Origin of the sequence: Acinetobacter sp. YH01005 (assembly GCF_013420465.1) — a bacterium.
In the GTDB taxonomy this organism is placed as follows: Bacteria; Pseudomonadota; Gammaproteobacteria; order Pseudomonadales; family Moraxellaceae; genus Acinetobacter; species Acinetobacter amyesii.
The window spans coordinates 1-24,866 of record NZ_VOYA01000028.1 but is presented as its reverse complement, the minus strand read 5'-3'; the positions used below and the strand labels follow the sequence as shown (position 1 = coordinate 24,866).

Genomic DNA, 24,866 nt, shown 5'->3' with positions numbered 1-24,866 from the left:
AAGTCGTTTGAATGATTTCTTCTTGGTCTACGTGCCATAAAATACTCCATATATTAATGTTTATAACATCATTTGAGCAGCAGAGTATCACTTATAGGAGTTGTTCAAATTTCCGGATCCATCTCTTCACACACCATCTGATATGACTATTTAAAATAAATTCGGTAACTGTGTAGTTAATCATCAAAGCCTGTGTTGCATATTCACAACACTGTGTCCCGATTTTAAACGACGCATATTTTTGTGGTCTGTATTAGAATCTGCATAAGATTGGACGCTTAAATAATCAACATGAGCAATAACACACAATACTACACTCGAACAGCTCAGGTCTTACATTGGCTGATGGCGATCATATTCATCGTGGCATGGTTCATTGGCTTTTATAGTGGCAATTTTCTCAGTTATGACGTCGATGGCAGCTTTAAAGGACAAGTCATTACCCTCCATAAAAATATTGCGACTACGATTATTTTTTTGGTGGTGATACGAATCTTTTGGCGCTATACCCACCCCGCACCTGAATTACCTGACAGCATGTCATCCGGCATGAAAACCTTGGCACATTTGGGTCATTTAGCACTTTATTTTGTACTGCTAGCTTTACCGATTACAGGTTGCTTATTTAGCTGGAGTGCAGGTCACCCTGCTCCCGTATTGTATTTGTTTGAAATACCACGCTTGGTACAAGATAATCCTGAATTATTGGCCATCGTGAAACCTCTACATATTTGGATTTCTTGGGCAGCAGGCTTGCTCTTAGTGGGTCATATTTTGGCAGCGCTGAAACATCATTTCATTGATAAAGACCATGTGCTCAAAAGCATGACACGACAACCAAAACCCTAATAAAGACAAAAAAAAGTCACATCATGTGGCTTTTATTTTAAGCATTATCTTTTAATTCAGTACTTGCTGAGCACAGCCGCGCATACTATTCAAAACAGCTTTAGAAATCAGTTTATTCTTTTCAGTTTCATTCACTGCAGCAGTCATCAGATCTTTCGCACCGATATCATCCATGGCATGCTCACTCACGCACTGACAAATCGCAGCTTGATTGTCTTTTTTCTGTTGAGCACTCATAAACATCGCAGCGCCTTTCCAAATTTTAGAAGTATTTAATTCTTGCGAGCATTGATATTCAATCACGGGCTTTAGCATACGCTGACTTAAACTTGATTTATCTGCAATAGCAGCCGAAGAAATCAATACTGAGGCTAAAAATGTAATCGATGAGGCAAATATAGAGCGATTTGAATGAGAGAAAAGCATGATTTAAACATAAAAAAGGCAGTGAATATTCACTGCCCGAGATTATACGCTGATTATTAATTCAACGCTTCAATCTTTTTAATCCAAGCTTGTTTTTCAGTATCTGAAATAAATGATGCTTCAAAAGAGTTGATTGCCAGTTGCTTTAACTCTGCATTGCTTAAATCAAGTGCTTTGGTGATCGCAATGAAGTTATCATTCATATAGCCACCAAAATAAGATGGATCATCTGAATTGACGGTCACATGCACACCTTGTTGCAATAGTCGGCGAATATTATGATCAGCCATATCATTCACCACACAAAGTTTTAAATTACTCAGCGGGCAAACTGTTAATGGCATTTTCTCTGCAATTAAACGCTGCATTAAGACAGGATCTTCTTCTGAACGTACACCATGGTCAACACGATTTACTTTCAGTAGATCCAAGGCTTCCCATACGTATTCTGCTGGACCTTCTTCCCCTGCATGCGCAACGATAAGAAAACCTGCTTCACGGGCTTTTGCAAAAACACGTTCGAATTTTGATGGTGGATGACCCACTTCACTCGAATCTAAACCAACACCAATAATTTGATCTTTATATGGTAAAGCTTGTTCTAATGTTGCAAATGCTGCGTCTTCAGATAAATGACGCAAGAAGCACATAATCAGATGTGAGCTAATGCCAAGTTTTGCTTTGGCATCATCACAAGCACGCTGTAAACCATTCAAGACAGTTTCAAAAGCAACACCACGGTCTGTATGGGTTTGTGGGTCGAAGAACATTTCGGTATGAACCACATGATCTTCTGCACATTTTTCAAAATATGCCCATGCCAAATCATAAAAATCTTGCTCATGAATCAGTACATTTGCACCTGCATAATAAATGTCTAAAAAAGACTGTAAATTATGAAAGTTATACGCTTCTTTTAATTCTTCGACTGATTGATAAGGGATTGCAATATTGTTGCGTTGGGCAATTGCAAACATGAGTTCAGGCTCAAATGTCCCTTCAATATGCACATGTAGCTCTGCTTTTGGCAAAGCGCGAATCAGCTCAAGTTGATCCATCTCTTATCCTCATAAAAATAAAAAAGGGTGCAAACTGAGTTTACACCCTTTCGCTATTTGACAGTATTAACCGCCAAATGCAGCAAATTTCAATGCCCAAAGTACAGCAATAATCCAAACCATATACGGTACAGTTTTCGCTTTACCTGTCAGCAATTTAACCAATGCATAGCTAATGAAGCCCATTGCAATACCGTCTGCAATTGAATACGTAAACGGCATAAATACAATTGTTAAGAATGCTGGGACTGCTTCCGTAATATCATCCCACTCAATATGAACGATACCTTGAATCATCAACACACCAACAAACAATAATGCTGGCGCAGTTGCAAAACCTGGTACAGACTGAGCAAGTGGTGCTAAGAACAATGCCAAAATAAACAATACAGCAACTACAACTGCAGTTAACCCTGTACGACCACCGGCAGCAACACCTGCTGATGATTCAATATAAGGCGTAGTCGAAGACGTACCCAATGCCGCACCCGCAACAATTGCAGATGAGTCAGCAAATAATGCTTTCTTCAAACGTGGTAATTTACCGTCTTTTAATAAGCCTGCACGGTGTGATACACCGACCAATGTACCTGTAGAGTCAAATAAATCAACCAAGAAGAATACAAAGATTACGCCAATCAAACTTGCTGTGAATAGACCTTCGAAGTTCATTTGCATGAATGTTGGAGCGATTGAAGGAATAGCACCTACAACACCTTTAAATTCGTTGAAGCCCAGTAGGGTTGAAATTGCAGTAATCACCAAAATACTGATGATGATTGCACCACGTACTTTGAAGTGATGCATAACCACAACCATCAAGAAGCCAAGTAAAGCCAACAAGACAGACGGCTGTTTTAAATCACCCAGACTAACCAATGTTGCAGGGTTATCAACAATAATGCCGGCATTTTTCAAAGAAACCAGTGCAAGGAATAAACCAATACCGCCGCCGATCGCCAGTTTAAGCGACATTGGAATCGCATTGACAATCGCTTCACGGATTTTGAACATGCTGATAGCGATAAAAACAAGGCCAGAGACAAAAACAGCTGCTAAAGCAGTTTGCCATTCCACGCCCATACCCAAACATACAGAATAGGTAAAGTAAGCGTTTAAGCCCATACCGGGTGCTAAGGCAATTGGATAGTTAGCAACAAGCCCCATCACCAAACAGCCAATGGCTGCTGCTAGACAGGTTGCGACAAAAACAGCGCCATGATCCATACCCGTTTCGGACAAAATCATTGGATTGACAATAATGATGTAACACATTGTCAAGAAAGTAGTTACACCTGCAATGACTTCTGTTTTGAAACTGGTTTTGTTTTCGCTCAGTTTAAACAGACGTTCAAGCATGTTCTCGGAAGATGGATTAGGAGTCGTCATGACCTAGCCCCTATGAAGTAAACTTTATGCATATAAGCATTCCACAAAATTAATCATGTCATGTATTCATCATTAATTTTGTGTATGCCTAAGCAACGAATATGCCAATTCGGCAGATTGTAGGCTTTAAAAAATCCTATTTTCAACAGCATACAACACAGTACAAATGTTGAAATTTGCAAACAAAAAAGCTGCATAAACCTATGCAGCTCCTCTATTTATGTCATTTAATTCGTATTTAATATCAATAAATACTGATCAAATTAATTTCGGCAAATTATAACACATTGATTTTTTAATGTTTCCAAATTTTCATCGCTTTTCAATTTAGTAAATTTAAGACATTGTTTTCTTTATAAAGTTTCAAATTATTATATATAAAAATAAAATATCAAGATTTAGACGAAGACTTCAAGACCATGCTTGAGCTCAATGCAGAAGCTGCAAGATTGACTTTTTTTAGCGCATATAAGGTGATGCGTTCAAATCATCATTGAACACCTGATTAATTTCTTGCTGTCGCTTTAACTCTGCATTTTTATAAACACTAAACCCTAAGAACACAATGCTGAGTATAAAAATTGGTATCAGTATTTTTTTCATAACAAAATTTTATTCATGTTTAAATATTTGGCTATAATAACAAAAAACTTAAACAAAAAAGTGACGTGTTTCACAATTTTATATCTTATTAAGTCATTTAATAAGCTATTTGTTCGATCAATGTTAACTTTGTAATATATTTTAGACTGATAGACAAGATAATAACTGAATGTTTTTTCGAAGCCTTTTCCGCAAAAAGCCTCAAATCATAGATCATTTCACCTGCGAAATTTAAAGCACGATCAATTTCACAGACCCACCATTACATCTCGAATGAAGAAGATAAAAAAAGCCGCTGAGTTCTAAGCAGCGGCTATTCATATTCTTTTCGGTCTAAGTTTTTCAATTTCGAAATTAAGCGGCTTGTTGTTCGTCTCGCTTAAAGACCAATTCGCCCTTTAAGCTACTCTCTGCATCGAAATAATAACCATCGGTATTGAACGACTTGATATCTTCAATACGTTCAATTTTATTTTCCAACAAATAACGCGCCATTAGGCCACGTGCTTTTTTGGCATAGAAGCTGATGACTTTATATTTGCCGTTCTTTTGATCCAGAAAAACAGGTTTGATGATTTCGGCTTTAATTTTTGATTCTTTGACCGACTTATAGTATTCATCTGAAGCGATGTTGACCAAAAGTTCAGAGCCGGCTTTTTCCAAATCGTCATTGATGAGATTGGTGATTGTATTATCCCAAAACTCGTACAAGTTATGTCCACGTGGGTTTTGCAACTTGATCCCCATCTCTAAACGATATGGCATCATTAAATCCAGTGGACGCAATAAACCGTAGAGACCCGAGAGCATACGCAAATGGGTTTGTGCGTATTGAAGGTCTGTGTTTGCAAGTTGATAAGCATCTAAACCCGTATACACATCACCTTTAAAGGCAAAGATTGCTTGACGTGCATTGGCAAAATCAAAATCAGGCTGCCAATCTCGGAAGCGCTCAACATTTAAAGTCGCAATTTTCTCACTGACACTCATCAAGCTTGAAATTTCACTTGCCGACAATTTACGTGCGACTGAGATCAATTCTTCAGAATGATCTAATAGCCGTGGTTGAGTGAATTTTTCAGTCGGTAAAGCGGTTTCGTAATCTAAAGTTTTTGCTGGAGAAATTAAAGCGAGCATAAACATCCTGATTAATTTTTAATTAAACAAACTATAACAGTAGAGTATTTTCAAATCCAATCTGTGTTTTAGATAATATTAATCTGTAAACTATAGACTCTCCCGCTTTCACATTTTAGTCATTATGTCAGAACAACTGTTCATTCAAGGGCCGATGGGTCAACTTGAAATTTTTGTTGATTATCCACAGGGTGAAGTGAAAGGATTCGCGGTAGTTACACACCCTCACCCATTGCAAGGTGGTACACCACAGCACAAAGTCCCTGTGCTTTTAGCGCAAATGTTCTTAGAACGTGGCTATGTTGTTTATCGCCCAAGTTTCCGTGGTTCTGGCCAAAGTGCAGGAATACATGACGAAGGCAATGGTGAAACTAAAGACACTATGCAAGTCATTGAATTTGCTCGTAACCAACATCCGAACCTGCCATTTTATGCAGGCGGTTTTAGTTTTGGTGCAAATGTCATGACTAAATGCTATGCCCTATTGCCTGTAGAATTACAGCCTGTACAGACTATTTTATGCGGACTACCAACTACAACAGTTGCAGGTGTACGTCACTATGTGACGCCGCATATTAAGGGTGATATTTTATTTATTCACGGTGAAGAAGATAATGTCACACTATTATCTGACCTAATTCAATGGGCCAAACCGCAGCGCCATTTAATCACGGTTTTACCCGGTGCAAACCACTTTTTTACGGGTTATCTAAAACAGCTTCGTATCGCGATTTCACGCTTTTTAGTCTAGAAAACAAAAAATGAGTCAGCTTATCTGGCTCATTTTTTTTGCCTAGCGAACGCTCTATTCCCCCAATATTTCAGATAAACTGAACTACTCGCTTTTCGATTTATCCATTTTTTTTGCATTAGCGATCATAATTCGTTCAACATGTAATGACTTAAGCCGATGCTCGTTTAATTTTGATTACGCCTCAATTTTTTATCTAAAAACCAATAATTTACTTGTTTAAATAATCAACTACAGAAATAATACCCAGAAAAATTAAGATAAAATTTAGAGAGAAAAATGAAATTTATTGTTGCTGTGATTTTAAGTCTAGGCATTGCAGCTTTGGTCTATTATTTTAATTCAACCCCATCCACAACGACAAATTTGCCAGCATCTACGGTTGCTGCGAACGATGGTCCCAAAGCCTATTTGACTGCGTCATACAAGATGAATGTCGATGGTCGTGATTTTAGCTTAAAGATGGTCTATGACTTTCCCAACAGCCAAGTGTGTGAAGCCCAACTCAACAGCACTGACACCATGAATATGATTTCAACCTTTAAGCAACGCTGTTCGAGTGACTCGGTGTGTAAAGAAGCTGAAATTTCGTCTTGTTCATCTTTTACCGATCAAAAATATAAAGATATGCTCGATAAAAACTATCATGACACCCATTATATTTATCTTAGCGATAGCAAATTGACTGATCAACGTGGTGTGATTGTGTTTTGGGGACTCAATGAACAAGAGTCAGAAAAAATGTGTGACTATGTGAAAAAGAGCAATCGAACCATTAATCCAATCAATATTGAATGTCTATAACCTTGTTCAATACATTCCGTTAAAAAACAAAAAAGCAGCGCTATGCTGCTTTTTTATGGATGATTTTTAATTCAATTTTTCAGATTACTTTGTCATTTGTTTCCATTGAAACTCACTATATGACTCTTCTTCTTTTAAACTGTTTTCAACCGCTTGAGCCAATTGGTTCAATAGACTTTGCTCGGTAATACGATCTAACCAATCTTGGTCTTCATCTGGATAAGAGGTAATTTCACAGACTAGACGACCGGATTCATCCTGCCCCTGACATGTCACTGAAAGTGGCAATTCATGCTGATCGACACTGACTGCAATCTGATCACCACTTTGCGATAATGTTTGAAAGCCATATTTCTCAAGCTTACTTGCTAAAAACTCAGCCACTTGAGTTTGAGTATCAGTACTGCTTTCAACTCGATTTGAATCGCTATGGGCGGTGAATTGTAGTTTTCTCATGTATCTATCCAAAGACATTCTTGTTGTATAGTTTTAGCATAAGCAATTAAAACCAAACAGCCAAGCATTTGCTTGGCTGTTGTTGAATAAATATACAAATTTAGTGAATTATTTATTCACTTACCGCAATCGTTAAACCGGCTTGAGTCGCTAGCTCTGTAAATGTTGGGAAACTTGTTGCAACAGTTTCTGTACCCACGATATTAATTTCACCCGAAGTACGTAAACCTGCCATTGAGAAGCTCATTGCAATACGGTGGTCATGATGTGATTCGATTTCACCACCTGTGAAGATTGCACCCCACTCACCCGCTTTGCCTTGACCTTCAATGATAATGCCGTCCTCGGTTGGCGTACAATCGATACCCATAATTTTTAGGCCATCTGCCATCACTTGAATACGATCCGACTCTTTCACTCGAAGTTCAGCTGCACCAGTCAAAATGGTTTGACCCTCTGCACATGCAGCAGCAATAAATAACGCTGGGAATTCATCAATCGCCAATGGCACTTGATCTTCTGGCATATGAATGCCTTTGAGTGTACGTGAACCACGAATACGAATATCTGCAATCGGCTCACCGCCAGCGATACGTTCATTTTCAACAGTCAGGTCAGCACCCATCTGTTTTAAAATTTCGATCACACCTGTACGTGTTGGATTAATGCCGACCGCTTCAAGTGTGACATCTGAACCTTCAGTAATCGCTGCACCCACCATAAAAAATGCTGCAGATGAAATGTCAGAGGGTACTTGGATATCCGTACCGACTAACTTGCCACCACCTAGAAGTGAAATGCGGTTGCCTTCTGTTTTCACGTCATAACCAAATGCACGAAGCATACGTTCAGAATGGTCACGTGTCGGTTCTGGCTCAGTGACAACAGTTTCACCTTCCGCCCAAAGACCTGCCAACAAAATACCAGATTTTACTTGTGCAGATGCCATGGGTAAGTCGTAGTGAATACCTTTCAGGTTTTGACTTCCGGAAATAGACACGGGCGGCGTACCACGCTCACCTGTGGTTTGAATTTGCGCACCCATTTCACGTAATGGTTTTGCAATACGTTCCATTGGACGTTTTGATAATGACGCATCACCCGTCATCACCGAATCAAACTTTTGTGCCGACAACATGCCTGAAAGCAAACGCATTGAAGTACCTGAATTGCCCATATACAAAGCGCCTGCAGGTGCTTTTAAACCATGCATACCTACACCATGAATAGTGACTTCGCCGTTTTTAGGGCCTTCAATACTTACACCCATATCACGGAATGCTTGAAGGGTTGCCAAGGCATCTTCACCTTCAAGGAAACCAGTGACATGCGTTGTGCCTTCTGCAATAGCACCAAACATGATAGAGCGATGTGACACAGATTTATCACCTGGCACAGTAAATTTACCTTGGAATTGCTTTGGACCCGGTAAAATTTTGAATTGCTGTGTCGTCACTTTATTTTTCTCCATCAGTGGTTTCTTTGCGAGCATGTGATTGAAATGTTGACGTGCCGCTTGTGCATGCCCCAACAGTCCCATCAACGCTTGTGAATTTTCATCTTCAATCAGTTTGCGAAGAATAGCCAATTGTTTTTCAAAGCCATCTACCGCATTTAAAATTGCCTTTTTATTGGCAAAAAAGATGTCATGCCACATATGTGGGTCGCTTGCAGCAATGCGTGAGAAATCACGAAAACCGCCAGCGGCATAACGGAAAATATCTAAATTGTCTTCTCGGTTCGCAAGTTGCTCAACCAAGTTAAATGCCATCAAATGCGGAAGATGACTGGTATGGGCCAACACTTCATCGTGTTTTTCCACATCCATGCAAATTACTTCCGCTTTGGCAGCTTGCCACAATTGAATCAGTTTCTCTACAGCCCAATCTGCACTGCTTGGTAAAGGTGTCAAAATCACTTTGTGATTAGCAAATAAATCTACCTTACCTGCATGCACACCTGTTAGTTCAGCCCCAGCAATCGGATGCCCCGGTACAAAACCAGCAGGTAATTGCTCACCATAGACTGCTTTCGCTGCATCAACGACATTGCCTTTGGTACTCCCAACATCGGTAATAATCGTCTGTTCGGATAGATAAGGTTTGATCACCTCAAGGACTTTTTGTGTCGCACGTACAGGTAAAGCCAAGACAACGAGATCTGCACCTTTGACCGCTTCAGCAGGATCGCTATAACCCTGCTGAATAAGTCCTAAAGCTTTTGCATCTTCTAAAGTTTTTTGTGAACGCGTAGACGCCACAATTTCTTTAGCCAAATCTTCAGCAATCATGACACGAGCTAGGCTTGAGCCAATCAGCCCAAGCCCAATAAAAGCAACTTTTTCAAATAGTGGCACAGACATGACTTAAGCTTTAGCCTCTAAGCCCAAAACTTTAGCCAATGCAGCTAAGAATTTAGCATTTTCAGCTTCAGTCCCAATTGATACACGTAAATGCTCGGGGATACCAACTGGACGAACAATCACACCTTCTTTTAATAAAGCATTGAAAGTCTGTGCAGGATCTGCTTTTACATTTACTAAAATGAAGTTGGCACGTGAAGGCACATACGCTAAACCTAGAGCATCAAAGCCTGACTCAAGTTGAGCCATACCCGCTTTGTTCACTACGCGTGATTTTTCAATAAACGCTTCATCTTTAAGTGCAGCAACTGCAGCAACCATTGCTAAATGGTTGACGTTGAATGGTTGACGAATACGATTGAGGAAATCCGTCACTTCAACTGAAGCCAAAGCAAAACCTACACGTAGTGCAGCCAAGCCATAGCATTTTGACATGGTACGGCTAACGATTAAGTTTGCGTATTGATCTAAGAATTTTAAGCTGTTGAAGTTTTCTGGGAAATATTCCACATAAGCTTCATCTAAAACCACGATCACATTTGCAGGTACTTTTTGCATGAACGCTTCAAATTCAGCTTCTTCAAACCATGTACCTGTTGGATTATTTGGGTTCGCAATAAAAATCAATTTAGTATTGTCTTTAATTGCCGCAGCCATTGCATCTAGGTCATGTGAAAAACCTTTTGCAGGCACTTCAATCGCTTCAGCATTAATCGCTTGAGTCACCAGACCATACACAGCAAATGCGTGTTGGCTATACACCACAGAGTCTTGCTCTGAAACAAAAGCACGAGCGAAAATTTCTAGAAGATCGTTTGAACCATTACCCAACGTAATGCGGTCATGTGCAATACCAAATTGTTTTTCAACTTGGTCTTTCAAAATAAAACCGCCACCATCCGGATATCGACCAATTTCTGCAAGTTCAGCAGCAACCGCTTCTTTCACTTTGTCAGAACAACCCAATGGGTTTTCATTTGATGCGAGTTTTACGATATCTGTAATACCCAACTCACGCTCAAGTTCACTAATTGGTTTACCTGGTTGGTAAGGCTTTAGCTTTGCAATGCCTTCATTGGCTGGGACAAACGTCATTTTACACTTCCAGTTTTTTCAAATGATGAAGGTGATCAACTCGTGATGGAATTGATCACAGTTGTGATCTTAAAGAACAGCAATCGGATATGAACCCAATACACGAATTTCTTTAACCAATGGACGAATTTCTTCAATCGCTGCTTTGACATTGTCTTGTTCTACATGGCCTTCAAGGTCAACAAAGAAAACATAGGCCCATTTTTCAGGCAAGGCAGGACGTGTTTCAATACTGGTCAAACTGATATTGTGTTTTGCAAATGGTGCAAGAATTTCAAGCAACGCCCCTGCACGGTCATGCGCAGAAATCAACAATGAAGTTTTATCATTGCCCGATTGCGGTACTTTCTCACGACCAATCACCAAGAAACGAGTAGTATTTTCAGGATTGTCTTCAATATTGCTATGCAAAATTTCAAGGTTGTAAATGTTCGCAGCAACTTCAGAGGCAATTGCCGCAGAGTGCCATTCATTACGAATACGGCGTGCAGCTTCTGCATTTGAACTGAGTGCAACACGTTCTACACCCGGATAATGTGCATCTAACCAACCACGGCATTGCGCCAAAGTTTGTTGATGTGCATAAATCTGTTTAATGCTGTCTTTTCGTGTATTTTCAGACACAAGGAATTGGTGATGAATACGCAGTTCCACTTCACCAATAACATTGAGATGTGAAGATTTAAAGCAATCTAAAGTATGGTTCACTACCCCTTCAGATGAGTTTTCAACAGGCACTAAACCATAGTGCGCACTGCCTGCTTCTACTTCGCGGAATACTTCATCAATCGTTGGAAGAGGGCGAACAACAGCGTCTTGACCGAAATGTTTTAAAACAGCCGAATGCGTATAAGTTCCGACTGGACCTAAAAACGCAATACTTTGCGGCGCTTCCAGGGCTAAACAAGCCGACATGATCTCACGGAATAAACGTGCCATTGTCACATCAGACAATGGGCCTTCGTTACGATCCATAACTTTACGTAAAACTTGCGCCTCACGTTCAGGACGATAAAACAATGGATTCTCTTCTGCAGCAAATTTTGCTTTTGCCACAGCTTCAGCTAGTTTCGCACGACGGTTGATAAGTTGTTGAATCTGCATATCAACAGAGTCAATATCTTCACGAATTTGAGCTAAGTCCAGAGAAGTCGGAGTGTTTTGATCATCGTTGATCATTGTTATGTCGCCCTTCAAAAAAATTTTGCAAACAGTATAACAATAGTTAGCTTTCAAATGTTGCGCAATACGACTTTGATGGTTTCAGCCTTAAAAACATACAGTTGATTAAAGCTTCATCAGCTTAACTTAAGAGCCAAAACAGCCAAACTGATAGGTCAAGCCATAATTAAGGCAAATCTTACCTTTTGACGGCTTTATTGATCATTCATCTTGAGCAGCACAATAAATAGACCTTCTCTTTTCCTCCAAATTTGCATCAGATCCATCCCCTTGTATAAGCCCATCAATCAATTTGTTTCATTGGTCATTTCAGTTTTAAATTTTGCTTTCAATACCTGTAGCAAATTAAAAAATTCTAAACTTGGTTTTCATGGCATAGAAATAATTTGAAACTTAAAGATGATCTATATAAATACTTGGTCATTGATCGTTTTTTCAGTGACTTAATAGGCACTTTCATCTAGTGTTTACAGTCATTGACGCATTTATTACAAAAGACACAGGTAATTTTTATCATTGCTTTGTAGTCTAAATATCAGAAAAAAAATAACAGACCCATAGGTACAAGTATGCACAAGAAAATTGCAGTGTTAGTGACCTACGATTTTGAAGATATTGAGTATCTTGAGCCTGTGGAGGCCTTTCGAGCCGCTCGGCACAGCATTATCAATATCGAAGATCAGGTTGGAAAAATCGTTTACGGCATTAAACGCCGTTCCCAGATCACCATTGACCAAAGTATCGACGATGCCTCTGTGCATGATTTTGATGCCTTGTTTATCCCCGGCGGTTATTCACCCGAGAAACTCGCTTTAGATGACCGCTTTATCTATTTTGTACGTAATTTTGCAGATAACCAAAAGCCGATCTTGAGCAGTTGCCATGGTCCACAGTTGTTATTAGAAGCTGGTGTCATACAAGGTCGCCATTTCGCCCAATCTGAAACGCTGAAATCCGCTTTATTAAACGCAGGTGTGGTGGTGTCGGATCAATCGGTCGTGAATGATAATAACCTGTATATATCGTCTCGCAGTACTTTAGATACGCCTGAATTTATTGAAGTCTGTCTGCAAGTTTTGGGGCAATCTTCATTGTCATAGGTCTCAATATATTCACTCAAACTCAACCGCATAATCTAATTCACATAAGCAAATCTATAGAAATACATCGTCTCTATAGAAATACATCCTAAAAAAAATAGCGAAGTCTTCACTTCGCTATTTTAATTTCAGCCTGATAATTTGTTTATCGACCTAAAATACTTCGTGCCACGATTTCTTTCATAATTTCATTGGTGCCACCGTAGATTTGCTGAATACGTGCATCGACAAAGAAACGTGAAATTGGATATTCGGTCATATAACCATAGCCACCAAATAATTGAAGTAGATTATGAGCCACTTTCATTTGCATATCGGTAGAAAAGCTCTTGAGTGCTGCTGCAGTTTCAACATCAAGCTTGCCTTGCATATAAAGCTCAACATTTTGATTATAAAACGCCGCTGTAGCCAATTCGTCAATCTTAGCCTGCGCCAATACAAAACGAGTATTTTGAAACTGTCCAATCGCCTGTCCGAACGCTTGACGCTCTTTGACATACTGCGTTGCCACATCAATGGAACCACGAATCGCACCAATTGCAGTCGAAGCAATCGCAGTACGTTCACGCGGTAACTCTTGCATCAAGTAAGCAAAGCCTTGTCCAGCTTGACCCAAAAGTTGCTCTTTTGGCACTTTGACGTTGTCATAAAACAACTCTGAAGTGTCTTGCGCATGCAGACCAATTTTGTCGAGGTTGGTACCTTTCTTAAATCCATCCAAATGTGTATCGACTAAAAGTAATGACACGCCTTTGGCACGTGCTTGTGGATCAGTTTTCGCGGCCAATACCACAAGGTCTGCATGTTGACCATTTGAGATAAAAGTTTTCGAACCATTGAGCAGATAATGATCACCCTGCAAAATTGCACTACTGCGCATAGACTGCAAGTCCGAACCTGCTCCCGGCTCTGTCATACCAATAGCACCGACCACCTCACCTGTGACCATTTTCGGTAACCAATATTGTTTTTGTTCTTCTGAACCAATGTGCAAAATATAAGGCGCTGCAATTTCAGAATGGCATGAAATACCTGTCGATAATGCACTAAAACCTGCGCGAGCAGATTCTTCAACTAACATCAGTGAATAATGCGTTGGGACGCCATAGCCGCCATATTCTTCAGGCACATCGACACATAAAAAGCCATTTTCACCCAAGGCATTCCATACTGATCGCGGCATAATGCCTTCACGTTCCCATTGCTCATAATGTGGTGCGACATGCTCTGCCATAAAACGGCGAAAGTTATCTCGAAATAATTCTAAGTCTGCATCATAAGCCAGCATGTGTTTCTTCCTTGGTTAAGTTTGTTGTTTTGTTGAACTCCATCCTATTGCAGTTTAGAACGGCCGTCATGCCCAAAAACTAAAGCGTTCAAATTTGGCTTTAGTCCTGCATTAAAAAAGGAAGCCGAAGCTTCCTTTTTAAATGACATCTTTTACATCACAGCATCTGCCTTAGGCATGATGTGCATTGCCTTCTTCTTGCATCTGACGGTCAATTTCTTCAGGGTTTGCCAAAGCAAAATCCAGTTTTTCTTTGTCTAATTGACCCACCCATTTCGCAACCACAATCGTTGCCAAAGAGTTACCTACAAGGTTGGTTAATGCACGTGCTTCTGACATGAAACGGTCAATACCAAGAATTAATGCCAAACCTGCAACAGGAATATGACCCACAGCAGACAATGTTGCAGCCATCACAATAAAGCCTGAACCCGTCACACCCGCAGCACCCTTAGATGAAATCAGTAGAACCAATAACAAAGTGATCTGATGCGAAATATCAAGCGGCGTATTGGTCGCTTGTGCAATAAAGATCGCCGCCATAGTCAGGTAAATAGACGTACCATCTAGGTTAAATGAATAGCCTGTTGGAATAACCAGACCCACTACAGATTTTTCTGCACCTGCAAGTTCGAGTTTTTTCAACATACGTGGCAGTACAGATTCTGAAGATGACGTACCTAGTACGATCAAGAGTTCTTCGCGAATCATACGAATCATTTTGAGGATACTGAAACCGCAAATACGTGCAATTGAGCCAAGTACAAGGAAAATAAACAGTAAACAGGTAATATAGAAGCAGATGATCAACTGACCCAATTGCGCCAAACTACCGATACCATATTTACCAATGGTATAAGCCATCGCACCGAAGGCACCAATTGGCGCAAGCTTCATGATCATGTTTACAATGTTAAAGAATACATGTGCAATTTGATCAATAAACTTCAATACAGGCTTACCTGCATCACCAAGTTTATGCAATGCAAAACCAAATAATAAGGCAAATAATAGAACTTGAAGAATCTCACCCTCAGCAAACGCACCAACAACGGTGTTTGGGATGATATTCATAAAGAAATCTTGGGTAGATTGTGCTGCACCAGATTCAACATATTTAGAAATACCTGAAGTATCTAAAGATGCTGGATCTACGTTCATGCCTACACCTGGTTTTGCAATATTAATCACTGCAAGACCAATGATGAGTGCGATGGTCGAAACAATTTCGAAGTATAGTAAAGCGACACCACCTGTTTTACCCACAGATTTCATGCTTTCCATACCTGCAATACCACTCACCACGGTACAGAAGATCACAGGTGCAATAATCATTTTAATCAGCTTGATGAAACCTTGTCCTAGTGGATAGAACAATTCACCCCAGCCTTTTACGTATTGCTCGGTACCATTGATAATTTGTGTGCCACTTGGTGAGAAATGCCCCACCAATACACCCGCAATAATGGCAACGATCACTTGAAAATATAGTGACTTATAAATTGGTTTTTTAGCCATGACATTACTTCACGATATATTTCTGCTTCAAAGAAATATTCAGTTTTTGTCTATTTTCAAAAAATAAACAGCCCAAAACCCCTTTGTCTTCGACAAAAGAGCACCAAAGGTATTTGACTTAGCCAAATACAGAAAAACGAAATATGTATGGTGATTAAATAATCACATCAGGACCTGATATAAAATCAGCGCATTGATCAGGAGATGAAACACATACTAAAGTAGGTTAAATTTTACCTGTTTTTTAATGGCTTGTTCTGCCACAAATGTTAATTTCGGTTAAATAATAGACCGAGTTCATTAGACGATAGTCTAAAGACATCCTTTTTTAAACCTGTTATCAGGCTGAAAAATACCAACTATAGAAGTAAACTATCCTTAAGTCCTAATTTTAAGCCCAGTATTTGCATGAACAATAAACGAAATATTTACAAAGATTTTGAACATCCTTTTGCGCAATTTGTCCGTATCGTGGGTAAAGGTAAAAATGGCGCACGTTCTCTCACTTATGATGAAGCCTACCAAGCGTTCAGCATGATCTTAAAAGATGAGGTTTTAGACGTTCAATTGGGCGCTTTCTTGATGTTATTGCGTGTAAAAGAAGAATCTGTCGATGAACTGACAGGCTTTGTCCAAGCCACACGTGATCAGCTCAAGTTTAAAAAGCTTGATGTCGATTTAGATTGGTCATCTTATGCAGGTAAACGCAAACATTATCCTTGGTTTTTATTGGCCGCATTAACGCTGGCAAAACACGGCTACAATGTCGTAATGCATGGCGCTTCAGGTCATACCATTAACCGCCTTTATACAGAACAAGTATTAGAGTATTTGGGTTTTCCTATTTGCCAAAATGATACAGATGTGGAACAGCAGCTTATACAACGTCATTTTGCTTATATTCCGCTCGACGTCATTTCACCAATACTCAGTGATTTAATTTCACTACGCAATGTCATGGGCTTACGTTCCCCAATTCACACCCTTGCGCGTCTGATAAATCCATTTAATGCCAAAGCCACCATGCAAGCGATTTTCCATCCAGCCTATCGTGGATCACACCAACGTGCGGCATTCCAATTGGGTTATCAAAATAGTGCTGTCATTAAGGGTGAAGGTGGTGAATTCGAACGTAACCCCGATGCAAAAACCTTAATTTGTGGCATCAAGGATGGTGAAATGTATGAACATGAGTTGCCTAAACTGACGGACAACCGTAGTCCAGTCGAAGAAGAACTTGATTTGGCCGTTTTTAAAGCCTTTTGGGACGGTCAGCAGACACATGAATATGGTGAAATCGCGGTCACCGAAACCATGGGAATCGCACTGTATACCATGGGCGCCGTCGCAAGTTTTGATGATGCAATGCAAACTGCCAAAACCATGTGGGCAAATCGTCACGCTTAAATAAGCAGTATGAAGCAAAAAATTTAGGCATGCATCAAGCCAATAAAAAGCCAGCATTAAGCTGGCTTTTTCAATCAGACAGAAAACGGATTAAACGAAACGAATCGGCTTGAACTCAGGTTCTTCCACATGCGAGTCGCAATGCTCATCTTCTTCTTTGGTCCCGCGGTCGATATAACCACTACGCTCATCTTCTGGCAAATGTTTAATTTCCCATGCATACACCGCTTGCATACAAATTTGACGTTGTTCTTGAGTCAGCGCTACGCCATTTGGCCATTTACCAATTTCAATTGCCGTTTTTAATCGACCAACAATTTCAGGATCGAGTACGGCAAGCATCTGTTCAATATTCATAATTAATCCTGCTTTAATGAGTCAAAATCTTGGTTCCAGCCTAGCTTGGTACGACATGCCATATAGAAGTCATAACCAGGTGGATGTAATAAGTTGAGCTTAAATGGATGTTTGCGGATATGTAAACTATCGCCTACACCCAATGATACACTGTGTTGACCATCGGCACTGACCATTGGTAGAACACGATTTTCACGAATCAAAATTTTAATTTCGCTTTGTCCTCCGACGACAATCGGCCGTGACGACAAAGTATGTGGATGCATTGGCACTAAGGCAATCGCATCCATACTTGGGTGGACAATCGGACCACCACCAGATAATGCATAAGCTGTAGAGCCGGTTGGTGTCGAAACAATTAAACCGTCACTGTGTTGGCGGTATACATATTGCCCATCAATATTCAGTTCAAAGTCGATCATGTGTACCGATTTACCCGAGTGCAGCACAATATCATTTAAAGCTACAGCATCATAAATCGACTCGCCTTTCGAGCGAATTTCCATTTCCAACAAGAAGCGTCGGTCTAGCTGAAACTCACCTTTGAGCACTTGATCTAACTTGAAAATCACTTCTGTCGGTTTGATATCGGTCAGGAAGCCCAAACGACCACGGTTCACCCCAATCACAGGGGTATTATATTTCACCAAGGCACGTGCGGCATGAAGCAATGAACCATCACCTCCGACAACGATCACCAAATCGACAACTTCACCCAATAAATTACGGCTGACCGTCTGAGTATTATTGTAGGGAACCAGCTGCGCTGTTTGCGTATCAAATACAGGATGTAATCCCAAACTCAAAATATGATCGTGGATCAAACATAGGGTTTCGATCACTGATGATTTGTCTGGACGACCAATCAACCCAATGTTTCGAAATGATTTATGTGAAATTTGCACCTGCGCTTTTGCTCCGCTTCGCCTCATTGGTATCATATCACTAACAGAAATGATTTAAAAAAACTTTAAAGTTTCGACTTTAGTGAAGTAGCTTCCAATATTTTGCATACATATAACAGTTTAAATATTGCAAAATACTGAAAAGCTTCGCATGATTAGCAAAATTTCTCAGGGTTTTATCACTATTTATGAAGTCTGAACGTGGCATAGGCATAATTGCACTGATTTTTTCGCTGTTGATTATCGGCGGATTTCTCGTGTTCAGCATTTATCTTATTCGTCTAGATAATATTGTACGGGATAAATTCGAAGGTCAACGTTGGGATATTCCAGCCAAGGTATTTGCTCGTCCTTTAGAAATTTACACCAATGCGCCTGTAAGCCAAGCAGACCTCAACCAAGAACTGAAACTTTTGGGCTATAACGCTCAAGACAGCTATGCGAAAACGGGGAGTTACGTTACTTCTGGCAATGTGACCTATATCCATACGCGTGGTTTTGACTTTGGTGATAGTGTCGACCCTGAACAAGTCCTTAAAGTGACTTTTGGTGAAGATCAAATCACTGAAGTAAGTGCGACCAAGCCTTCAAGCAGTGGTATTGCCCGCTTAGAGCCGATGTTAATTGGTGGTATTTATCCTCAGCACAATGAAGACCGTGTGCTGATTAAACTTGATAAAGTACCTAAGCCTTTAATCCAAGCTTTAATTGCTACCGAAGACCGTAATTTCTATCAGCATCATGGTATTTCCATTCGTGGTACAGCACGTGCCATCGTAAGTAATGTCACCGGTGGTAAACGTCAAGGTGGTTCGACCCTCACTCAGCAATTGGTGAAAAATTTTTATTTATCGCCTGAGAGAACCATTAAGCGTAAGGCCAATGAAGCCTTAATGGCGATGCTGATTGAACTTCACTATGACAAAGATGAAATTCTTGAAGCTTATTTAAATGAAGTGAACTTAGGGCAAAACGGTAACTATTCCATCAATGGTTATGGTTTAGCCTCACAATTCTATTTTGGTTTACCGCTGCGTGAACTAAATATTGCTCAGCAGGCGTATTTAGTCGGTTTGGTTCAAGGTCCAACTCTATTTAATCCGTGGAAAAATCCTGAAGGTGCGATTAAACGCCGTAATATTGTGTTAAACAATATGGTGGTGATGGGCTATTTAACTCAGGAACAATATGAAACTGAGTCAGCGCGCCCATTGAATGTCATTACAAAACCAACATTGGGCCCTTCTCGCTTCCCTGACTACATGGATATCGTACGTCGTCAACTGCGTACCGAATACCAAGAAAGCGATTTGACCAATCAAGGTCTTCGTATTTTCACCGCGATGGACCCGATTGCACAAACCCGTGTACAAACTGCATTTAAAGAATCTGTGGCACGTTTAAGCAATGCTAATCCAGCACGCTTAAAAGAATTACAAGGCGCGGTACTGGTGTCTCATCCTGAAAATGGTGAATTGGTTTCAGCAGTGGGTTCAACGCAGGACTTTACCGGCTTTAACCGTACAATGGATGCTAAACGTCAAGTCGGTTCATTGCTAAAACCTGTGATTTACCTCAGTGCGATAGAATCAAACCGTTATAACTGGGCGAGTCAAATCGAAGACAGTCCTATCAGCATTCAAAGTGATGGCAAAGCTTGGACCCCGAAAAACTATAGTGGCGGCGCACATGGTGTCGTACCAATGGTCGATGCCCTATCAAACTCGTATAACCTCTCTGCGGTACGCTTAGGTCAAGAGTTCGGTATGTCCACGTTTATTAACCACCTTAAAAAGTTTGGTGTGACTTCTAATATTCCAAACTACCCTTCGATTTACCTCGGCGCTATCGATATGTCACCGATGGAAGTCATGAGTGTGTATGGCAACTTTGCAACCGGTGGCTTTAAATATCCAGTGAAAGCTATTCGTTCAGTGGTCGATGCCAATGGTCGTTTATTAGATCGTTATAGCTTAACGGTACAACCGACTATTGCACCTGATGCTGCCTTTATCTTGAACTACGGTTTACAACAAGTGATGAGTTCAGGGACAGGCCGTTCTGCTTATGCATCATTACCAGCTTCACTCAAACTTGCAGGTAAATCAGGGACAACCAATGATACGCGTGACTCATGGTTTGCAGGTTATTCAGGTAATTATTTAAGTGTGGTTTGGTTAGGTTTAGACAACAACAAAGTTACAGGCTTAACTGGTTCGTCAGGAGCACTTCCTGTTTGGACCAATGTGATGAAGCAGTTACGTCAAAAACCAGTTAATTTACGTCAACCAAACAGCGTACAGTGGCATTGGTTAGACCGTTATTCAGGTAATTTATCTGCACAGCATTGTACAGGTGCGATGTATATTCCTCTGTCGCGTAACTCTATTCCAAATCAGGCTACAGCATGTGGTTCGACACAATATGAAGTAGAACCTTACACAGTTGATACTGAAGAGCCGCAGCCAACACAGGAACAAAATGATAGTTTAGGTGACTACATTCGTGAAAGTGATGCCGATAATGATCAGGGTTCATCTGATCAACCTCGCATCATCTCAAGTGGAGAGTATTCAAATTAAACTGCAAAACATTAAAGTTTTAAAAACGTTCAGTATTCTGAGCGTTTTGACGATCATTTTGGCAGGTTGCCAAACCATGATCGAACCTGAGCAAAAGCCGCCTGCTCCACCTGAAAAAAAGGCAGACATCCATGACCCTTCTGGGGTCATTATTACACCATATGACCATCCAGAAATTAAACGTCAACGTATCGTTATTCCTGAACAGAAAACCCAAATTCAAAACTTTGATGATGGCCGCGACTTACCTGCATTCAAAAAATTGATGCAAACTACGCAAACCGCTTATGCCAATGGAAAATGGAATGAAGCTGAAAGTGCGGCAACTCAAGCACAGCGTTTGGCACCACAATCTGCGGAAACTTTTTTATATTTGGCAATGATCGCCAATCGAAAAAATCAACCTGCGAATGCAGAATCGTTGGCACTGCGCGGATTAAGCTATGCTCAAACCAAACCGATGAAACAACAGCTTTGGAATGTTGTTTTAAAAGCTGGTCAAATGCAAAAGAAAAGCAGCACCATTCAAAAAGCACAACAAGCCATTAAAGCTCTTTAAGCACCCCCATAAAAAAGCCTGATCTTAATTGAGATCAGGCTTTTTTATTCATTACATACTAAAAGTAAGTTTATTTCTAAAAGTTATTTTAAATCTGAATATCGACTTTAAATACAAATTTAATTCAATACACACTTTAATTTAAAAATTGCGAATACCTGCCACCCCATAAGCATGATGTTGCTGTGCAATAGTTAGCAATTCAGGACGCATTCCACCTAAAGCAAAAACAGGGATCTCTATGCTTCGTGCAATCTCAGAAAAATGCGCCCATCCCATTCCTTGCGCCTCTGAATGACTTTGTGTCGCCAGAACTGGGCTAATAAAGATGGCATCACAGCCAATTTTTTGCGCATGCAACGTAGAAACTTGATCATGACAAGCGGCGATATAGCGCTTCCCACGTTTTAAATCACCTTTATTTTTTTTCAGCAATTGGTACTGCTTAAGATGTAAAGCCGAAATATGTGCTTGCACCTCTGTAGAGAGCAATGACCATAGATCTTCATTAATCATCAGTTGTTTTAAAATCACTGTTGGTAATTGATTTAATGCCTCTGCATTTTCTGCGCTGGCATCGACTCGCCAATAATACAACAGCGTCTCTTGAAGCGTTTCAAATGTTGGTAGATCAGCAGTGATTTTGATCTGTTGCTGCCAATATAAACGCTGCAAAATAGCTTGATTGGCCTTTGGAAAATTCAAGCTCATCAGTTGTTGACGTGAATACCAGGCCCATGGCTTTTGGATTTCATTCAGCAACGCATGCGGGACGGTAGCATGAAATAAATGTAATTTCACCATGACATCATCATATTCATGCTGAATAAAATCAAAAGCATGCCAGTCATGTAAACCAATGCCAACTTCTTCAAAAATTTCACGACGACAAGCTTGTTCAGGACTTTCACCCTGCTCGACTTTACCACCCGGAAACTCATGTTTATTGCCCTGATGTTGTTTTGCTTCACGCCAACCCACCAGTACTTTGTCTTGATACAATAAAATCGCAATGGCGACATCGATTTGCGGTTTCGACATAGTTCCCTGCTCTCTACTCTGTTCCAATTGATATCCAAGTGTAAGCAAATTTATCTTTTTTATAAAATCCTAAAATTACCGTTGACAGGCCTATTCGATAATGATTATCATTTAAACCATTCGGAAATACACCACGGAGTCGACGGAATGAACGCACCATTTAGCCTTTTTACTCGTAGCAATGAAGCACACCACTCACTGCCTATGCTACATTCAAACAACCTTTTTGCCTTAGGACGTGAAATTCGAATTATGCATGCAGGTGAAGAATATCGACTACGTTTAACACGAAATAATCGCCTTATTTTGACCAAATAATTTCTGATAAAAATAATAATTATCAGCGCAATAAAAATAATCGTGGACACAAGCAGTAAGCCATCCGCTTACTGCTTTTTAAGTTTTATAGCTACTCAAACTTAATTTAAATCGCAACACTCATCTTCCTCTCACAACACTCTTTCGCTCAAATTCAATAGAGCAAATCGTGTTTTTAGCGGATTGGAAAAGTGAGTTGTACCTTTAAGCCGCCCAGTTCAGAGGCATCCACACTTAAATGACCTTGATGTAACTGTACAATTTTTTGTGCAATTGAAATGCCTAAACCTGAACCTTGTGTCTTTGTTCCTAATACGCGGTAAAACCGTTCGCCAATGCGTTGCAATTCTGCGGCTGTCAGTCCTGCACCTTGATTTTCGATCGTCCAAGTCGCTTGCTGCGCTGAAGCCGTTAAATCAATCTTGACCTGTCCTTGCTCAGGACTGTAGCGAATAGCGTTATCAACTAAATTGCGCAGACAGCTAAACATTAACTCTGCGTTCATCGCAAACTGTACAGACTGGGTCTGTAGCTTCAATTCGATCTGCTTTTCTTCAATAAAAGGCTGTAAAGCATCAAGGACTTGTAAACTCAGCTGTTCTAAGTCGTTCTGTTTTTTATCTAATTGCTCCGATTGCGTCGGGTCGAGCCGCGCCAAAATCAGTAGATTTTCTAAAACCCGTGTTCCTCGATTAACATCGTGCTGTATGCTCAATAAATCCTGCTGAATGTCGGGATATTTTCGTTTTAATACCTGAAGTCGCATTTGAATCGCAGACAGCGGTGAGCGTAATTCATGTGAGGCATCGGAGGTAAAACGCTGTTCCGCCTCTAAGGCTTGATCTAATCGGCTTAATAAAAAATTCAGCTGTGTTTGGATCGGCTCTAGTTCTTGTAATACAGGTTCAGCTAAGACGATGGCTTGTAAGTCATCTACATTTTATTCAGCGATTTGTTTTGAAAATAGCTGTAAAACTTTCAATTGACGTTTAATCAAAATATGTAGTAATAGCCATTGGATCAACCAGACAATCAACAGAATCCCTGCATAGCCTAGTACGCTTTGCAGCGTTTCTCTCAGCCGTGTTTTCATCGGTTGAACGATTTGTACGGTTAATCCATCCTCCTGAAGTGCATAGCTACGCCAAAGCGCGCCGTCTCTCCATTGATAATGTAATCCTTGTTTTATATTGGACTGATGTTCAAATGCTGTATGTTGTTCCGACGTGGTTAAGACTTGCGACCCTTGTATGAGTTGATATTGCATATCAAACTCTTCACTCAACTCATCTATTTGTTCGTCTTGCTTCAGCGTGAGATCAGTAGCAGTGAGCATGTCAGCCACTTCGTCCATCAGGGCATCATGTACACTCATGATGTGATACAGACCAAATCCCAACATCAGACACAGAGAGATTGCTCCCGCCCAAATTGCACTGAGCAGTGAAGTTTTAATCAGTTGCGACTGCAAGGAAATGCTTTTTTTATCACTCATAGACTTAACTTTGTTGAGGAAGATTCATGCGATAACCCAAGCCCCTTAAGGTTTTAAAGAGGTGGATCAGGAAATTTGAACAACACTTATAAGTGATATTTTGCTCCCCAAATGATGTTATAAACATCAATATATGGAGTATTTTATGGCACGTAGACCAAGAAGAAATCATTCAAATGATTTT

The 24,866-nt window shown here is 40.2% G+C and carries 23 protein-coding genes; 8 read left to right on the top strand and 15 right to left on the bottom strand.

The genetic code is table 11. The annotated features are described in order from the left end of the window. The first annotated feature begins 291 nt into the window (after positions 1-291). On the top strand, positions 292-849 hold the full coding sequence (locus FTT72_RS14450; RefSeq protein WP_180178592.1) for a cytochrome b: 558 nt from the start codon (positions 292-294) through the stop codon (positions 847-849). Between the two features lie 51 nt (positions 850-900). Here FTT72_RS14450 and FTT72_RS14445 read toward each other — a convergent pair whose 3' ends face one another. The 4 genes from FTT72_RS14445 to yaaA all read right to left on the bottom strand — a co-directional run bounded on the left by FTT72_RS14445 (position 901) and on the right by yaaA (position 5,462). After that, positions 901-1,275, bottom strand: coding sequence for a hypothetical protein (locus FTT72_RS14445; protein WP_180124179.1), 375 nt, complete (start codon positions 1,273-1,275; stop codon positions 901-903). Positions 1,276-1,331: 56 nt separating this feature from the next. Continuing rightward, on the bottom strand, positions 1,332-2,333 hold the full coding sequence (locus FTT72_RS14440) for an adenosine deaminase (protein WP_180178591.1): 1,002 nt from the start codon (positions 2,331-2,333) through the stop codon (positions 1,332-1,334). Positions 2,334-2,399: 66 nt separating this feature from the next. Further along, entirely contained in the window at positions 2,400-3,722 is a 1,323-nt protein-coding gene (locus FTT72_RS14435; protein WP_078189086.1) for an NCS2 family permease, read from the bottom strand. A gap of 957 nt (positions 3,723-4,679) precedes the next feature. After that, positions 4,680-5,462, bottom strand: a complete 783-nt coding sequence (gene yaaA, locus FTT72_RS14430) for a peroxide stress protein YaaA (protein ID WP_180074071.1) — start codon at positions 5,460-5,462, stop codon at positions 4,680-4,682. A 124-nt stretch (positions 5,463-5,586) separates the two neighbouring features. Between yaaA and FTT72_RS14425 the strand changes: the two genes are divergently transcribed. Both FTT72_RS14425 and FTT72_RS14420 read left to right on the top strand, forming a co-directional pair. After that, positions 5,587-6,213, top strand: a complete 627-nt coding sequence (locus tag FTT72_RS14425; RefSeq protein WP_180074072.1) for an alpha/beta hydrolase — start codon at positions 5,587-5,589, stop codon at positions 6,211-6,213. Positions 6,214-6,492: 279 nt separating this feature from the next. Further along, positions 6,493-7,017: a hypothetical protein gene (locus FTT72_RS14420; protein WP_168379340.1), complete on the top strand. Its 525-nt coding sequence runs from the start codon at positions 6,493-6,495 to the stop codon at positions 7,015-7,017. Positions 7,018-7,101: 84 nt separating this feature from the next. Here the strand turns inward: FTT72_RS14420 and FTT72_RS14415 are convergent, their stop codons facing one another. From FTT72_RS14415 to pheA, 4 genes are all read right to left on the bottom strand, one after another. Further along, positions 7,102-7,473, bottom strand: coding sequence for a hypothetical protein (locus tag FTT72_RS14415; protein ID WP_180009482.1), 372 nt, complete (start codon positions 7,471-7,473; stop codon positions 7,102-7,104). Positions 7,474-7,585: 112 nt separating this feature from the next. After that, entirely contained in the window at positions 7,586-9,835 is a 2,250-nt protein-coding gene (locus FTT72_RS14410; RefSeq protein WP_180178590.1) for a bifunctional prephenate dehydrogenase/3-phosphoshikimate 1-carboxyvinyltransferase, read from the bottom strand. A gap of 3 nt (positions 9,836-9,838) precedes the next feature. Next, on the bottom strand, positions 9,839-10,930 hold the full coding sequence (gene hisC, locus FTT72_RS14405; protein ID WP_078189092.1) for a histidinol-phosphate transaminase: 1,092 nt from the start codon (positions 10,928-10,930) through the stop codon (positions 9,839-9,841). A 69-nt stretch (positions 10,931-10,999) separates the two neighbouring features. Then, positions 11,000-12,109 (bottom strand): prephenate dehydratase, encoded by a 1,110-nt coding sequence (gene pheA / locus FTT72_RS14400; RefSeq protein WP_180077541.1) that lies wholly within the window; start codon positions 12,107-12,109, stop codon positions 11,000-11,002. Positions 12,110-12,681: 572 nt separating this feature from the next. Here pheA and FTT72_RS14395 point away from each other — a divergent pair. Continuing rightward, positions 12,682-13,212, top strand: a complete 531-nt coding sequence (locus FTT72_RS14395; protein WP_180178589.1) for a DJ-1/PfpI family protein — start codon at positions 12,682-12,684, stop codon at positions 13,210-13,212. Between the two features lie 145 nt (positions 13,213-13,357). Here FTT72_RS14395 and FTT72_RS14390 read toward each other — a convergent pair whose 3' ends face one another. Beyond that, positions 13,358-14,500: an acyl-CoA dehydrogenase family protein gene (locus FTT72_RS14390; protein WP_180020843.1), complete on the bottom strand. Its 1,143-nt coding sequence runs from the start codon at positions 14,498-14,500 to the stop codon at positions 13,358-13,360. 171 nt (positions 14,501-14,671) lie between these two features. Then, on the bottom strand, positions 14,672-16,018 hold the full coding sequence (locus FTT72_RS14385; protein ID WP_180009487.1) for a dicarboxylate/amino acid:cation symporter: 1,347 nt from the start codon (positions 16,016-16,018) through the stop codon (positions 14,672-14,674). 408 nt (positions 16,019-16,426) lie between these two features. Here FTT72_RS14385 and FTT72_RS14380 point away from each other — a divergent pair, with 408 nt between their 5' ends. Further along, positions 16,427-17,425, top strand: coding sequence for a glycosyl transferase family protein (locus tag FTT72_RS14380; protein ID WP_180178588.1), 999 nt, complete (start codon positions 16,427-16,429; stop codon positions 17,423-17,425). Positions 17,426-17,515: 90 nt separating this feature from the next. Here the strand turns inward: FTT72_RS14380 and FTT72_RS14375 are convergent, their stop codons facing one another. Both FTT72_RS14375 and FTT72_RS14370 read right to left on the bottom strand, forming a co-directional pair. Continuing rightward, positions 17,516-17,782, bottom strand: coding sequence for a YeaC family protein (locus FTT72_RS14375; RefSeq protein ID WP_078189099.1), 267 nt, complete (start codon positions 17,780-17,782; stop codon positions 17,516-17,518). A 2-nt stretch (positions 17,783-17,784) separates the two neighbouring features. Then, the gene (locus FTT72_RS14370; RefSeq protein WP_078189100.1) at positions 17,785-18,723 is read right to left on the bottom strand and encodes an NAD(+) kinase; all 939 of its coding nucleotides are present in this window, start codon (positions 18,721-18,723) and stop codon (positions 17,785-17,787) included. Positions 18,724-18,875: 152 nt separating this feature from the next. Here FTT72_RS14370 and mrcB point away from each other — a divergent pair, with 152 nt between their 5' ends. After that, positions 18,876-21,269, top strand: a complete 2,394-nt coding sequence (gene mrcB / locus FTT72_RS14365; protein WP_180178587.1) for a penicillin-binding protein 1B — start codon at positions 18,876-18,878, stop codon at positions 21,267-21,269. A 76-nt stretch (positions 21,270-21,345) separates the two neighbouring features. Continuing rightward, positions 21,346-21,828, top strand: coding sequence for a tetratricopeptide repeat protein (locus FTT72_RS14360; RefSeq protein WP_180178593.1), 483 nt, complete (start codon positions 21,346-21,348; stop codon positions 21,826-21,828). A 141-nt stretch (positions 21,829-21,969) separates the two neighbouring features. Here FTT72_RS14360 and FTT72_RS14355 read toward each other — a convergent pair whose 3' ends face one another. Continuing rightward, a complete protein-coding gene (locus FTT72_RS14355) occupies positions 21,970-22,869 on the bottom strand; it encodes an NUDIX domain-containing protein (protein WP_180178586.1) in 900 nt (299 codons plus the stop codon). A gap of 147 nt (positions 22,870-23,016) precedes the next feature. Between FTT72_RS14355 and hemP the strand changes: the two genes are divergently transcribed. Next, positions 23,017-23,187: a hemin uptake protein HemP gene (gene hemP / locus FTT72_RS14350; protein ID WP_078189103.1), complete on the top strand. Its 171-nt coding sequence runs from the start codon at positions 23,017-23,019 to the stop codon at positions 23,185-23,187. 175 nt (positions 23,188-23,362) lie between these two features. Here the strand turns inward: hemP and FTT72_RS16360 are convergent, their stop codons facing one another. After that, a complete protein-coding gene (locus tag FTT72_RS16360) occupies positions 23,363-24,055 on the bottom strand; it encodes a HAMP domain-containing sensor histidine kinase (RefSeq protein WP_306670356.1) in 693 nt (230 codons plus the stop codon). 72 nt (positions 24,056-24,127) lie between these two features. Next, positions 24,128-24,682 carry a hypothetical protein gene (locus tag FTT72_RS16355; RefSeq protein WP_306670355.1) on the bottom strand — a complete coding sequence of 185 codons (555 nt, stop codon included), beginning with the start codon at positions 24,680-24,682 and terminating at the stop codon, positions 24,128-24,130. Positions 24,683-24,866 lie beyond the last annotated feature (184 nt).